At 74.3% G+C, this 14,297-nt stretch carries 10 protein-coding genes and 2 pseudogenes; 3 read left to right on the top strand and 9 right to left on the bottom strand.

Annotated features, from left to right (window positions below; all coding sequences use genetic code 11):
* Positions 1-12: 12 nt before the first annotated feature.
* Complete coding sequence (locus ACSMXO_RS01915; protein WP_455416493.1) at positions 13-1,260, top strand: acyl-CoA dehydrogenase family protein; 1,248 nt, start codon at positions 13-15, stop codon at positions 1,258-1,260.
* On the opposite strand, the gene ACSMXO_RS01910 is transcribed toward ACSMXO_RS01915, so the two are convergent.
* The 9 genes and pseudogenes from ACSMXO_RS01910 to ACSMXO_RS01870 all read right to left on the bottom strand — a co-directional run bounded on the left by ACSMXO_RS01910 (position 1,254) and on the right by ACSMXO_RS01870 (position 11,531).
* Positions 1,254-2,579, bottom strand: coding sequence for a hypothetical protein (locus ACSMXO_RS01910; protein ID WP_455416492.1), 1,326 nt, complete (start codon positions 2,577-2,579; stop codon positions 1,254-1,256). The two genes, ACSMXO_RS01915 and ACSMXO_RS01910, sit on opposite strands and share 7 nt — an antisense overlap.
* Entirely contained in the window at positions 2,576-3,517 is a 942-nt protein-coding gene (locus tag ACSMXO_RS01905) for a transporter substrate-binding domain-containing protein (RefSeq protein WP_455416491.1), read from the bottom strand. Before ACSMXO_RS01905 ends, ACSMXO_RS01910 begins: the two co-directional genes overlap by 4 nt.
* A gap of 83 nt (positions 3,518-3,600) precedes the next feature.
* Positions 3,601-5,370: a protein kinase domain-containing protein gene (locus tag ACSMXO_RS01900; protein WP_455416490.1), complete on the bottom strand. Its 1,770-nt coding sequence runs from the start codon at positions 5,368-5,370 to the stop codon at positions 3,601-3,603.
* A gap of 31 nt (positions 5,371-5,401) precedes the next feature.
* On the bottom strand, positions 5,402-5,845 hold the full coding sequence (locus ACSMXO_RS01895; RefSeq protein WP_455416489.1) for a hypothetical protein: 444 nt from the start codon (positions 5,843-5,845) through the stop codon (positions 5,402-5,404).
* Positions 5,846-6,033: 188 nt separating this feature from the next.
* Positions 6,034-8,121: pseudogene (locus tag ACSMXO_RS01890) on the bottom strand (adenylate/guanylate cyclase domain-containing protein); the annotation flags it as partial.
* A gap of 204 nt (positions 8,122-8,325) precedes the next feature.
* A pseudogene (locus ACSMXO_RS01885) lies at positions 8,326-9,897 on the bottom strand (adenylate/guanylate cyclase domain-containing protein); the annotation flags it as partial.
* Positions 9,894-10,694, bottom strand: a complete 801-nt coding sequence (locus ACSMXO_RS01880; RefSeq protein WP_346259116.1) for an MBL fold metallo-hydrolase — start codon at positions 10,692-10,694, stop codon at positions 9,894-9,896. The gene ACSMXO_RS01880 and the pseudogene ACSMXO_RS01885, both read right to left, overlap by 4 nt.
* Positions 10,695-10,917: 223 nt before the next feature.
* The gene (locus tag ACSMXO_RS01875; protein ID WP_346259117.1) at positions 10,918-11,379 is read right to left on the bottom strand and encodes a RidA family protein; all 462 of its coding nucleotides are present in this window, start codon (positions 11,377-11,379) and stop codon (positions 10,918-10,920) included.
* Positions 11,376-11,531 carry a DUF4177 domain-containing protein gene (locus ACSMXO_RS01870; RefSeq protein ID WP_130465462.1) on the bottom strand — a complete coding sequence of 52 codons (156 nt, stop codon included), beginning with the start codon at positions 11,529-11,531 and terminating at the stop codon, positions 11,376-11,378. The genes ACSMXO_RS01875 and ACSMXO_RS01870 overlap by 4 nt, the downstream gene beginning before the upstream one ends.
* A 266-nt stretch (positions 11,532-11,797) precedes the next feature.
* Between ACSMXO_RS01870 and ACSMXO_RS01865 the strand changes: the two genes are divergently transcribed.
* Together ACSMXO_RS01865 and ACSMXO_RS01860 are read left to right on the top strand one after the other, a co-directional pair.
* On the top strand, positions 11,798-13,150 hold the full coding sequence (locus ACSMXO_RS01865) for an Rv0361 family membrane protein (protein ID WP_455416488.1): 1,353 nt from the start codon (positions 11,798-11,800) through the stop codon (positions 13,148-13,150).
* 41 nt (positions 13,151-13,191) lie between these two features.
* On the top strand, positions 13,192-14,181 hold the full coding sequence (locus ACSMXO_RS01860; protein ID WP_346259119.1) for an ArsA-related P-loop ATPase: 990 nt from the start codon (positions 13,192-13,194) through the stop codon (positions 14,179-14,181).
* Positions 14,182-14,297 lie beyond the last annotated feature (116 nt).

Raw genomic sequence — 14,297 nt, 5'->3', positions numbered from 1 at the left:
AAGGCATCCCGCATGGACTTCGACCCCACTCCCGAGCAGCGGCAGCTCCGCGAGGCCGTCCGGGCCCTCGGCCAGCGCTACGGCCACGACTACTTCGTCACCAAGGCGAAGGCCGGCCAGCACACCACCGAACTGTGGGACGAGGCCGGCCGGCTGGGCTACCTCGGGGTCAACATCCCCGCCGAGTACGGCGGCGGTGGCGGCGGTATCACCGAGCTGGCCATCGTCTGCGAGGAGCTGGCGGCGACCGGCTGCCCGCTGCTGCTCCTGGTGGTCTCGCCGGCCATCGCGGGTACGGTGATCGGTCGGCACGGTACCGAGACGCAGCGCCGGGCCTTCCTGCCCGGGCTCGCCGACGGGTCGCTGAAGATCGCCTTCGCGATCACCGAACCGGAGGCGGGCTCGAACTTCCACCGGCTCGGCACGGTCGCCCGCCGGGACGGCGCGGACTGGGTGCTCTCCGGCCGGAAGTGCTTCATCTCCGGAGTGGACGAGGCGCCGTACGTCCTGGTCGTCGCCCGGGTACCCGACGACGGGCCGGCCGGGCCGGCGGAGGGCGACGGCGCCACCGACCGGGGCGGCGGTGGTCGCCCGACGGCCGACGAGCGGCTCCGCCCCGCGCTCTTCGTCGTCCCGACGGACGCCCCCGGGCTGACCATGTCGAAGCTGGAGATGGAGATCGTCTCCCCGGAGAACCAGTGGCTGCTCTACTTCGACGACGTACGGCTGCCCGGTGACGCCCTGATCGGTGGTACGGCCGAGCCGGGCGACCGGGGCGGGCTGGACGCCGGACTGCCGGCGCTCTTCGCCGGGCTCAACCCGGAGCGGATCACGGTCGCCGCGATGAGCGCCGGCACCGGCCGGTACGCGATCGAACGCGCCTCCACCTACACCGCCACCCGGCGGGTCTGGGGTCGGCCGATCGGCGCCCACCAGGGAGTCTCGCATCCGCTCGCACACGCCGCCGTCCAGGTGGAACTGGCCCGACTGATGATCGCCAAGGCCGCCACCCTGTACGACGCCGGGCGGGACGTCGAGGCCGGCGTCGCCGCGAACCTCGCCAAGTACGCCTCGGCGGAGGCGGCGGCGCTGGCCGTGGACACCGCGATCCAGGTGCACGGCGGCAACGGGATGACCACCGACTACGGGGTGGCCACCCTGCTCGGCGCGGTACGGGCCGGCCGGATCGCCCCGGTCAGCCGCGAGATGATCCTCAACTTCGTCGCCCAGCGCGTCCTCGGACAGCCGAGGAGCTACTGATCACCCGGAGAGCCCATGCTGATGGCCGTCCGGCACTCCGCGTCGATTCGGTTCACCGGGCGTACCCGCCGGCCCATCCCCTCCAGCAGGGAGTCCTCGACGTGGAAGCCGCGGATCCGCAGCCGGTAGCGGGGTAGTTCCTCCTCGGTCGGGCAGAGCACCTGCGCCTCGACCCGGCCGGTCGGCACGTACCGGACGCCGCCGCGCTCCTGGAGGATCACCATGCTGACGTCGTCCACCGTGATCACGTGCCCCCGGATCCGCTCGACGCCACCGGCCTCCGCACCGGGCGCGATCGGCCCGCCGCCCGAGGCCGGCGGGGTGGTGCCGTCGTCGGCGGCCCGGATCGTGGTGACGGTCAGCGGCAGCACCGGAGTGGTGATCACCGGCAGCGCCGCCCAGCAGAGCATCGCCAGTACCGCCAACTGGGCCGTCATGGCGAGCGGCCGGGCCACCATCACCGGTACGGGCCCGGTGACGAGCATCGCCAGCAGCGGCGGGGCCGCGATCACGAGTACCGCGAACGCCTCCCGCTGCTTCCACGCGTCAGCCAGGGTCGGCAGCATCAGCACGGCGTACCCGGCCAGCAGTGCGCCGAGGAGCAGTAGCCGGGGGATCCGGCGCTCGTCGAGCCGGGCCGGGCTGAGCTGGAACGCGGCCGCGAACGCCGGCAGCAGCAGTGGCAGGTAGAGGATCGGCCAGGTGGCGAGCGCGACGGCGAAGCTGGCGATCACCACCCACGGCGGGGTGATCGCCCGCCATCGGGCGAAGATCGGCGGATGCCGGCCGATCCGGTGCGACGGGTTGCGCTGGGCACTGGCCAGCAGCACGGCGCCGATCGCGAAGACCGCGACCAGCCCGGCCGAGACCAGCCGGGCGGCGGTGGTGACCAGCGCGGCGGCCAGATTCACCGGATTCACGTTGGCGACCAGCAGCAGGGTGGTCTGCAACTCGCCGCCGGCCTCCACGCCCAGCCGGAGTACCGAGAAGATCGCCGGCACCCCGACGACCAGCGTCCAGAAGGACTGGCTGGCCCGGGATCTCCGCTCCGCGGCGTCGTCGGCCGCGGACGGCCACCCCGCCTCCGACCGTCCACCCCGGTCACCGCCGCCGCTGGAGGCACCGACCACCGGAACGTCGGATTTCGGATCATCGGACGTCGGCAGGTCGGTCGCCGGCAGGTCGGTCGCCGGCAGGTCGGTTGACAGGGCATCGGTCGCCGGGACGCCACCGGCCGCCGGCCGGCCGCTCTCGACGCCGCCCCGGCCGGTCGGGGCGGCGGACCGGGGTGCCGTCGACTTCCGCCCGGAGAGGGTCACACCGGCGCCTTCTCGTCGAAGTCCACCAGATCCGGGACGTTCAGCGGCGGCGGCTGCTGACGATCCGGACCGAGCCAGGGCCCCAGGTTCCGGTGGTACGCGCTGAGCCACGGACTCGTCCGGCCGGCGCGCCCCTCCTGGTAGCTCTTGTGCAGGAAGAAGGCGACCAGGTCACGCAGCGCCGGATCGCTGATCGGCACCCCGATGCCGAGTTGCTCGCTGGTGCCGAACGGCATGTCGACGATCTCGAACCTCGCCGGATAGCGGGAGCGGAACCCGGCGAGGATCGTCTCGTCGGAACTCACCGCGTCGTACCTGCCGTCGATGATCCCCTGCACGCAGTCCCGGACGTTCTTGACCACCAGCGTCTTGATGTCGTGTTTCTCGAGTTCGGCCTCGGTGGTCGACCCGCCCCCGACGCAGATCCGCAAGCTGGAGTCGCGCAGGTCCTCGATGGTGCGGATCCGGTTCTTCAGCGCGACCGGGATCATCACCTCCTGGGTGGTGATGAAGTACGGTCCGGCAAAGCTCACCAGCTTCTGCCGCTCCTCGGTGATGGAGAAGCTGGAGACCACCATGTCGACCTGCCCGCTCTGCAGCGCGGGAATCCGGTCCTCGGTGGCGAGCTGCACGAACTCGATCCGCTGGTCCCCGGCGTAGCCGAGCGACGCCGCGATGTACCGGGCGATGTCAATGTCGAACCCGACGTACTTGCCGTTGTCGTCGAGTATGCCCATCAGCGGCTCCAGGGTGGCGACCCCGATCCGCAGCTTGCTCTGGCCGTAGATGTGCGACTGCTTGAGCTTCTCCTGCACCGAGGGGGGTTCGGGACCGCGCTGGCTGTCGCAGCCCGCTCCGGCGGCGAGCAGCAGGGTGAGCACGACCGCCATGGTCGTGCCGAGCAGCCGTAGCCGGCCTCTGGGCGATGTCTCGGTCATGGGCGGACCCCGGTCTGGAAGGGGATGCTAAGCGCCGAGCGTAGCCGGCAACGTCCACTTCGGTAGTCAGCACCACGCGGAGGTCAGCTCGCCGACAGGACGGGCCCGGTGAGCCGGTCGACGCCCTTGCCCGCCAGGCAGCGGAAGGTCCGCCCGGTCCCGCCGGGCGGCGGCAACACCTCGAAACGCCACGGGGCGACGTCGATCAGGGTGGTGGTGTGCCGGAAGACGGTCGCGTTGCAGACCTGGCGGACGGTGATGTCGTTCTTCACCGCCGCATGGTCGGCCGGGTCCAGCCCGGGTGGCAGGTCACCCTCGGCATAGGACTCCCAGGTGTGCCGGCCCGCGCAGGAAATCTCGCTGGCCTCCGCCGTCGTGCCCCGGAGCCGGACCGGCCCGAAACACTCCAGCTCGGCCGGGCAGCGGGCGGCCTCGGGCAGCGGCAACTGGCAGCCCGGCAGCGCGCCGGTCCCGACCGGCGCTCGGCTGGCGGTCGGACCGGCCGTCGTCGCCACCGCCCGCCCGCTCGGCGACGGCCCCGGCAGCCCCCGGGTGGCGAGGAACCAGGAACCGCTGGCGATGGTGGCCAGCAGGGCCAGCACGCCCAGGCCGCCGAAGATCCAGTAACGCCGCTTGCGGCGGGGCCGGGAGATGGTGGACTCCGCATCCACCTCCGGCGGGCCGGAACCGGGCCGGGGTGGCGGCGGCGTGTAGGACTTCGAGAGGTAGACGCTGGGCGGGGCACCACCCGAGGTCGGCGCCCCGGAGACGGGGACGCCCGAGACCGGCACGCCGGAGACGGGCGCGCCGGAGGTGGGTGTGCGGGGCGAGGGCGTACCGGCGGGGGCCGAGGTCATCGCGGAGCCCGCCGGGCCGCCACTCCCGGAGGCGGCGGCGCTGCCGGCCGGCGCGCCGGTGGCACCGGGTGGCCAGGACCCGCCGGAGACCGGAATCCCGGAGACCGGAATCCCCGACACCGGCACGGCGGCGACCACGTTCCGGTTCGGCGTTTTCGGCACGGCCGGCGGATCCAACGGTACGGCGGCAAGCAGGTCCCGCAACTGCTCGGCGGTGGGTCGGTCGGCGGGGTCGTTCGCCATCCCGTAGCGGAGCAGGTCGAGCAGTGGGGCCGGTACGCCCGGCAGCTCCGGGATCGGCTCGGCGAAGAGCTCCAGCAGGGTGAGCAGTCCGGGGTTGCGGTCGGCCTGCCAGCGCGGCGGCTTGCCGTGCATCACCGCGTAGAGGGTGGCGCAGAGCGCGTACACATCCACGGCCGGTGACGGTGGGCTGTGCCGGAACATCTCCGGTGGCGCGTACGCCGGGGTCAGCACCTCAAGGGTGATCGCCGAGTCCCGGGCCTCGGCGAGTACGGCCAGCCCGAAGTCGGCCAGTGCCGGCTCGTTGAACCGGGAGTAGAGGATGTTGGCCGGCTTGACGTCCCGGTGCAGCACCCCGAGCTGGTGGGCGTCGGCGAGCGCGTCGGCGATCTTCACGCCGACGTCGCGCGCCTCGACCGGGCTCAGCGGCGAGGTACGCATCCGCTCGGCGTACGACCCGTCGCAGAGTTCCATGATCAGATATGGGTGCTGGTCCTCGGTGACCCCGGCATCGAAGAGATCGACCACGTGCGGATGGGACGACATCCGGCCGGCCGCCCGCGCCTCGCGGAGGAATCGGCGCTGGTCCCGCTCACTGTCCAGGGTCCGGTTCTCGACCTTCACCGCGACCTCGCGCCCCACGGACTGCTGGGTCGCCCGGTACACGGTGGCATAACCACCCCGGGCAAATACCTGCAAATCCGTCAGGCCGGGCACGACGGGCAGCGGCAGCGCGCCTGGCGGGGTGTCGGTCACAGACTTGAAAATACCGGGAACATGAGCGGGTTCAGCCCCCCGCACCCGTGGCTGTTACCGGCTGGTTGCCATTCCGGCGCCGGTCGTACCAGAGACCGGCGGCGGTGGCAACCGCACCGAGGCCCTCCCAGAGGGCCACTCCGAAGAACCGTCCCGGCGCCACCTCGGTCAGCACCAGGATGGTGAAGACGGTGAAGGTCAGCAGCCGGAACAGCACGGTGAACCGGAAGAACGGCCGCCATTGGGTCCACGCGGCCAGCAGGTAGTAGATGCCCATGTTGAACGAAGCCATCGACGAGGCCGCGACGAAGGTCCGCGTGTAGTCGCCGGCGACCCGGTCGGCCGGTTCGAGCACCTCGAAGCCGAGCATGGCGAGCAGCCACTCCGGCCGGACCAGGCCGACGGCGCCGAGCAGCAGAGCGAGCCCTCCGAAGACGGCGATGGTCCAGCCTGCGGCCGAGCGGGGCAGCCTCACCTGCGATCCTCCGTGCCGGCGCCAGTCCGCTGTGGACGGCAGTGGATCTAGGCTAACGGCTGCCCGGGCTGGGCGGTATCCCGAAGATCGATGGAATCGAACCCGGCTGCCGGCGCCGTGATCTCCTCAGCGAGCCGCTGCCGGACCACCGCCAGCCCCTCCCGGGCGGCGGTACCCGTCGACGGCCGGGCCAGCCGGGCCCGCAACTCCTCCGCCGCGGCCCGCTCACTGGTCTGCTGCGTCGAGTACGCCAACCGGACCGCCGCCTCGGCCGCCTCGGCCGCCTCCGCCGGCTGGCCCGCCCCGGCCAGTGCCTCGGCGAGTATCCGAACGGCGATCACCCGACTGCGGATGTCCTCGCCCGGAGCCTCCACCGCCTGCCGGGCCCAGTCCAGCGCGACCGCCGGCCGCCCGTCGGCGAGCAGCGCGGACGCGTACCGGGCCAGGGCCTGGCGGCGGCTGAACAGCACCGACGGCACCGCGCCGGCCGTCGCGATCGGTTCGAGCAGGTTCACCGCGGTCGCCGCGTCGCCGTCGGCCAGCCGGCTCGCGGCGAGCAGCATCCGGGGACCGAGCTGGGTCGGCGCCAACGGGTTGTGCGGCTCCACCGCCGCCAGCACCGCCTCGGCGTCCCGTTCCGCCGCCGCGACATCCCCCCGGTCGAGCGCCACGAACCCGCGCAGGGTGCCGGCGAGCCCGGTGAGCAGCGGGTGTGAGGTGCGCCGGCCGTACCCGAGCGCGTCGGTGAGCAGGTCGGTGGCGTGCTCCGGCTCGCCGACGCCGCGCGCCACCGCGCCGCGTACGACCAGGGCGAAGCCCCGGCCCCAGTCGTCGGCTGCGGCGGCGAAGTCCCGGTACGCGCGCCGCGCCTCGCGGTCGGCCTCGGCGAGTTCGCCCAGTTCAGCGGCGGCGAACGCCTCCACGGCGCGCAGCGTACCCACCGCCCACGCCTCGCTGACCCGCTCGCCGAACGGGAGGAAGACCTGGGCCAGCCGGCGCGCCTCGCCGAGCCGGCCGGCGAGCAGCCGGGCGAACGCGGTGGTACCGCGCAGCCAGGCCCGCCCCACCGGATCGTCGATCTCGGCGAAGAGCCGGGCCGCCCGGCCGAGTACCGCGTCGGTGCCGGCGAAGTCGCCCCGGGTAGTGGTGACCCAGGCCAGGTTCTGGAGTGACCAGGCCTGCCCCCGGGGATCGTCGGCATCCAGATTGACCTGGTACGCCCCGGCGAACCGGCTGCTGGCCTGGCTCAGCCGGCCGCTGACGAAGTCGGCCATCCCGAGCCGCCGCATCGCCGACGCCCGGGGCCCCGGCAGGTTGTGCCGGGTGGCCACCTGCAACGCCTCCTGCCAGGAGCTCACCGCCCGCGCCTGGTCCCCCTGGGCCAGGTACGCCTGACCGACCACGAGCAGTGCCCCGGCCCGTACGGCGACGTCGTCCCCGGCGTTCGCCCCGATCTTCTCGGCGAAGGCGAGCGCCTCGGCGATCCGCCCCACCTGGAGCAGTGCGCGGGCGTGCACCAGCCGGTCGCCACCGGGCACCGACTCACCGGCGAGCCGGGCGGCCCGCTCGGCGTACTCGACGGCCTGTGCCGGCTCTCCGGCGGCGAGTGCCCGCCGGGCGGAGCGGCCCAGCGCCGCCATGCCGAGCGGCGCCACGTTCCGGGCGGTCGCGTCGGAGCGCAGGCTGACCACGTCGGCGAGCGCGCTGGCCCGCTCGGCATGCTCGGCGATGAAGGCGTCGCGCTCGGCGGCCGGCAGCCCGCTCGCCCCGGCACCGGCCCGGACCGCCTCGCCCGGACCGGTTACCGGGTCCGGCGGCGCGGCCCACTCGGCGAGCGCGGCGTGCCGGTCGGCGAGATCGGCCTTGCCGATGCCGGCGTAGACGGCCTCCCGCATCAGCGGGGTGGCGAAGATGTAACCGTCCCGGTTGCGGTGCAGCATCCGGCGCTGGAGCAGCTCCTCGACGGCCCGCTCCAGCTCGACCGCGACGACCGCGGTCGGCCGCCCCTCGCGCCCGGCCCGCCGCTCGCGCAGCGCCTCCAGCGCACCGGCCGGCACCGTGTCGCCGACCACCGCGGCATCCCGCAGCGCCGCGCGGGCGTCAGGCGGCAACGCGTCGATCCGGGCCGCCAGCACGGCGGCGAGGTCCCGGGAGAGCAGCCGGCTGCCCAGCGAACCGGGCGCCAGCCGCCAGATGCCGGCGGCTCCCACGCCGGTGCCGCCGACCGGACCCGCCACGCCGACCAGGACGGGTGTCGAGCCGCCTCCCTGCCCCGCTCCCCGCGCCTCGTCCGCGCCGACGGTTCCGCTGCTCCGTCCAACCGTTCCGCCGGTCCGTCCGCCGACCGTTCCGCCGGTCCGCTCGGCCGGGGCGGCGGTCCCGGCCGCGCCGGTCAGTACGGCGGAGCCGGCGACACCGGTACCCGGGGCGACGGCCTGGCCGGCGAGGGAGGGCCTGGCCGGAGCCCGGCCCCGCACGGTGGTCAGCGCGCCCCGCTCCATCAGCAGCGTGACCAGCTCGGCCAGATAGAACGGGTTGCCCTGGGCAGTGGCGAGCAGCCGGTCCACGTCGGCCTGGGGCAGCCGCCCCCCGCCGAGGTAGGCGGTCAGCAGCCGGGCCGCGTCCGCACCGCGCAGCGGCGGCAGGGCGTGCACCTCGGCGTCGGCCACCCGGGTCAGCGCACCGGCGGTGCGGACCAGCTCGGGGCGGCCGAGCAGCAGCACCAGTACCGGCCCGGTCAGCCGGGACAGCGTCACGCCGAGCGCGTCGGTGGTCTCCGGGGTGGCGTCGTGCAGGTCGTCGACGATGACCGCGAGCGGGGTCTCGGCGGCGAGCGCGCTGAGCAGTTCGGCGACGGCGGCCGGAATCGCGTCGGCGTCCGGGCCGGGTTCGCCGGCTGACCACTCAGCGGGGCCCGCCGGCACGGTGCCGTGCGCCGGAGGCAGCTCGGCGTAGCCCAGCAGGGCGAGCAGGAGGTCGACGGCGACCGGTGGCGGGTCGGGTCGGTAGCGGGAGAGCCGCTGGCCGAGCCGGCGCAGCCGCTCCTCGACCACCGGCCGGGTGACGGCGGTGGCCGGGCCGTCCGGCAGGCCGACCGCCGCCCGGACGAGGTCGGCGAGCGGGGCGAGCCGGCGGCGCTCCCCGAACGCCGCGCACTTCACCGAGAGCACCCGGGCGCCGGTGTGCGTCGCGTACCGGCCGGCGCCGACGTCGTAACCGGCGGCCAGCCGTTCCACCTCGGCGGCGAACCGGGACTTGCCGATCCCCGCCTCGGCGGTCATCAGCAGCACCCGGGGCTGCCCCTGGTCGATCACCTCGGCGAGTCGACCGGCGACCCGGCCGATCTCGGTCTCTCGACCGACGAAGGGCGCCTCGTCACCGAGCCCGGACCGGGTGCCGGGCGCGTCCAGCAGGCCCAGCAGCTCGTACGCCTCGACCGGCTCCCGCTTGCCCTTCAGCCGCAGCGGCCGGAGCTGCCGCCAGGAGGCGACCCGCCGGGTGGCCGCCGCCGTCCGGGCACCGGCGTAGACGGCGCCGATCGCGGCGGCGTCGGCCAGCCGGGCGGCGGTGTTCACGGTGTCCCCGATGACGGTGTATTCGATCGACGCCTGGATGCCGGCGACCACGTCACCGGTGTTGAGCCCGACCCGCAGCCCGAGTGGGGCTCCGCCGCCCTGCTCGTCGTCGAGCACCCGGCGTACGGCGCGCTGCATGGAGAGCGCCGCCCGGACCGCCCGCTCGGCGTCGTCCTCGTGCGCGACGGGTGCGCCGAAGACGGCCATGATCCCGTCGCCGGTCAGCTTGTCGACGTGCCCGCCGAAGGTCTTGACCGCACCGGCGAGCGCGGCGAGGACCCGGTCGGTGACCGTACTGACCCGCTCCGGGTCAAGATCCTCGGACCAGGAGGTAAAATCGGACAGATCGCCAAAGAGCACCGTTACCACCCGGCGCTCCGCCTCCGGCAGGGTCGCGGCGGCTGGCAGCGCGACTCCGCAGTTGTGGCAGAACCGCGCACCGGGTACGGCAACGGTTCCACACACCGGGCAGGTCACGGATTTTCCAACCCACCGGCCCCCGGGCCGGATTCCCGGTTCTCTTGATCGAGATAGGCGAGTTGGGCCCGGACGGACCATTCGGCCGCCGACCAGAGCGACTGGTCCACGTCCGCGTAGACCACCGCCACCACCTCGGCGGCGGTGCGCGCCCCCTGGCTGCGGGCCGTGCGGACCTGGTCGAGCCGGGCCTGCCGGTGGGCCAGGTAGAACCGGGCCGCGACGGCGCAGTCGGCCAGCGGCGGGCCGTGCCCGGGCAGCGCCGGCACTCCGGCGAACTCGGTCAGCGTCTCCAGGCTCTCGAGATAGTTCCCCAGATCGCCGTCGGGGTGCGCGACGATCGTGGTGCCCCGGCCCAGGATGGTGTCGCCGGTGCAGACGGCCCGCTCGTCGCCGCCCTCGACCAGGAAGCAGAGCGAGTCGGCGGTGTGCCCCGGGGTGATCAGCAACCGGATCCGGAGGCCGGCCAGCTCGATCGTCGACCACCCGCAGCGGAAGGTCAGCGGCTCGGCACCGGTCAGCTCCAGAAAGCGGTCCAGCCCCTCGGTGTGGTCGGGGTGGCCGTGCGTGACCAGCACCCCGGCGACCGGCCCGTGCGCGGCCACGGCGGCCAGGTGGCCCTCGTCGAGCGGGCCCGGATCGACCACGACCACCTCACCCGTGCCCGGGACGCCCAGCACCCAGGTATTGGTGCCGTCCAGGGTCATCGGCCCCGGGTTGGGGGCACGGAGCAGCGTCGCCCAGCTCGGTAGCTGGTCGGCCAGCGCCGCCGCCGGCGCGGTCACGTGCCCGGTCATGGCTGAGATGGTACGACCCGCAGGCGAGGGCACCGTGACCTGCCGGTGTCGCCGGTCGGACAGGCCACCCCGGCGTCACCGCAGCACGCAGCGCCGCACCGGTGTCGCCGGCCCGGCCCCGGCAACCGCTCGAACCACCCGGCCGCCCGCTCCCGGGCGGCCGCAGGGATCCGCCGGGCCGCCCCAGCGCCTAGCTGAGCGGGGACCGCACCCGGCCCACGGCTCAGGCCACCTCGACGATGACCTCGACCTCGACCGGCGCGCCCAGCGGCAGTTCGGCGACCCCGACCGCGCTGCGGGCGTGCCGGCCCGCCTCGCCGAAGACGGTGCCGAAGAGTTCCGAGGCGCCGTTGACCACGCCAGGCTGCCCGGTGAACCCGTCGGCGGAGGCCACGAAGCCGGTCACCTTGACGATCTTGACGACGCTCTCCAGGCCCACCAGCGCGTCGATCGCGGCCAGCGCGTTGAGCGCGCACTGGGCGGCCAGGTCCTTCGCCTGCTCGGCCGAGACACCCGCGCCGACCCTGCCGGTGGCGAGGAGCTTGCCGTCGCGAAACGGCAACTGGCCGGAGACGTACACCTGGCGACCGGACTGGACGGCCGGTACGTACGAGGCCAGCGGTGGCACCACCTCGGGCAGTACGAGGCCCAGCTCGGCGAGCTTGCCGTGTGGTCCAGCCGTCACGACTTGGCCCGCTTGAGGTACGCGACGAGCTGCTCCGGATTCGGGCCGGGTATCACCGCCACCAGTTCCCAACCGTCCTCGCCCCAGTTGTCGAGAATCTGCTTGGTGGCGTGCGTGAGCAGCGGCACCGTGGCGTACTCCCACTTCTGCATCGCTAGAGGTCTCCTCGTCTCGGGCTTGTCGGCGACAGCCTACGGGCTGCGGCCACCGAGGTACGCGTACGCCTCCCGATCGGTGGGGCGGAGCTGTCCCGGCCCCGCGCCGGACCGTGGCTGCCCCGGTTGGCCGGGGCGATATACCCTCGCCGGGGCGGGTCGCCACAGTTCTGCCGCCGTACCTTCCGACCACGCCAGCCCTCCCGACCCGCCGGCCGGCGCCTTGACCACCGCATCGGGGCCCTGCGGGGATTGGGGAGACCATGAGGCAACCGTCCGACGGCGACGAACCCGCCCGCCCGCCGGCCGAGTCCTCGCCGCAGACCGGGCCCACCGGACCAGTCCCGGACATCGAGCCGACCGGACCGGCACCGCAGGCCGAACCGACCGAACCGGCACCGATCGGCGTGCCGGAACGATCGACCGGCGGGCCGGCCGGAGCGACACGCCCGACCGAGGTTCCGGCGCCGGCGGAACCCTCGTCCGAGGTCGCCGCGCCGGTCGACGCGTCCGCCAACACGCCGTCCGACGACGAGCGGATGGGGCCGACCTCTCCGGCCGAGACCGCAGAGCCGCCGTCTGCTCCCGCCGATTCCGGTGCCCCCGACACGCCGGAGTCCCCCACCCGAGGGCTCGCCCCCGAGACCTCAGCCGTCCCGGACCTCCCGGAGACGGCCACCCGACGGCTCGACCCGGAGACCCTGGTCCTCCCGGATCCCCCAGAGGTACCGACCCAGCGGATCGTCCCGGCATCGCCGGCCGCCACCGCCGCGACCGGAGCGCCCGCCCCGCCGGCCCCCACCGAAGCGGGGGCCGCGCTCCCCTCGACCGAAGCGGCAGCTCCGCTGGCCCCGGCCGGGCCGTGGGCGTCGCCGGTCACGGCGGCTTCCGAGCCTGTCCCGCCGACGCCGGCCGGGCCGATCCCCGGCCCACCGATCTCGGCCCCGCCGATGTCCGGCCCGCCGATCTCGGCCCCGCCGATGTCCGGGCCGCCGATGTCCGGCCCGCCGATGTCGGCGCCGCCCGGATACGGTCCGCCGGGACCGGGACAGCCGATTCCGGGACAGCCCGGTCCGGGCGGCTACCACCCCGGCCAGCCCGGGCCGGGCCCCGCCGTATCCGGTCACCCGGCACCTCCCGGCCATCCGGCGACCGGACCCGCCACACCGCCGAGGAAGCGGCGCGGTCTCATCATCGCGTCGATCGCGCTGGCCGTGACGCTGCTGCTCTGCGTGGTCGGCGGGGTCTCCGCCTTCCTGCTGGTCCGCGGCGCGGAGCGGGGCGCGGGGGCCGCGGATCCGGTGGTCGCCGTGGACGAGTTCCTGACGGCGGTCTACAGCGAGCGGGACGCCGGCCGGGCGGCCAGCCTGGTCTGCTCGGCCGCCCGGGACGACGAGGAGATCGCCGCGAAGATCCAGGAGGTGGCGGAGTTCGCCGGGCGGTACGACGCCGCGCGGTTCCGGTGGGCCACGCCCAAGGTCGACGAGCAGACCGAGGAACGGGCCCTGGTGTCGACCAGACTCACCATGACCACCGGCGACGAGCGGTCGGTGGACCAGCAGTTGACCTTCGTGGTGGTACGGGAGACCGGGTGGTGGGTCTGCGACGTCATCTGACCGGCCGGCTGGTCGGGCTCCGGGCTGGTTAGGCTCGGAGGGTGCGAGCGGGCGAGGAGTCGGGCGACCGGGCGGGCGCCCTCCGGGCGAGTGCCCGGTGGCCGGCCCGGCTGCATGTGGTCACTGGTAAGGGCGGGACCGGCAAGACGACGGTCGCCGCCGCCCTGGCGCTGGCACTGGCGAGCGGTGGTCGCCGTACGCTGCTGGTCGAGGTGGAGAGCCGGCAGGGCATCGCCCAGCTCTTCGGCACCGACCCGCTGCCGTACGAGGAGCGGTCGATCGCCACCGCACGCGGCGGCGGCGAGGTACGCGCCCTGGCCGTCGACTCCGAGGAGGCGCTCCTCGAGTACCTCGACATGTTCTACAAGCTCGGGGCGGCCGGTCGGGCGCTGCGTAAGCTCGGCGCGATCGACTTCGCCACCACGATCGCACCGGGGCTGCGGGACGTACTGCTGACCGGCAAGGTCAAGGAGGCCACCACCCGGACGGCCGACAAGCGCCGGGTGTACGACGCGGTGGTGCTGGATGCCCCGCCGACCGGTCGGATCGGCCGGTTCCTGAACGTCACCGCCGAGACCGCCCGGCTGGCCAAGGTCGGCCCGATCAAGACCCAGAGCGAGGGGGTCGCGGCGCTGCTCCGCTCTCCGATGACCGCCGTACACGTGGTCACGCTGCTGGAGGAGATGCCGGTCCAGGAGACGATCGACGCGATCGCCGACCTGAACGGCCTGCGGATCCCGGTCGGCCGGCTGATCCTGAACGCGACCCGCCCGCCGTTGCTGGCCGGCAAGGTCACCCAGGCCGAGCTGCGCCGGGGGCTGGCCGCGGCCGGCCTGCCGACCGACCGGGCGACCGTCGCCGGCCTGCACGCCGAGGCCCGCGACCAGCTCATCCGGCGTGAGTTGGAGGAGTCGCTCCGGGCCGACCTGGTCGAGCTGGGGCTGCCCCTGGTGGAGCTGCCGCTGTTGGCCGAAGGGGTGGACCGCACCGGTCTGGACGTGATCGCCGACACGCTGCTGGCCGCCGACTGAATCCGGACTCCGGTCGGACCCTGGTCGGACTCCGGCCGGGGGCCCGGCCGCACTCCGGTCGGACCTCGCCCGGACCGAGCCGGTGGCGCCGGCGCCAACTACGGCCGCTTCCGCAA

Source organism: Plantactinospora sp. DSM 117369 (genome assembly GCF_053764795.1).
The sequence above is the reverse complement of the archived record's forward strand: the minus strand, read 5'-3'. Positions and strand labels throughout refer to the sequence as shown.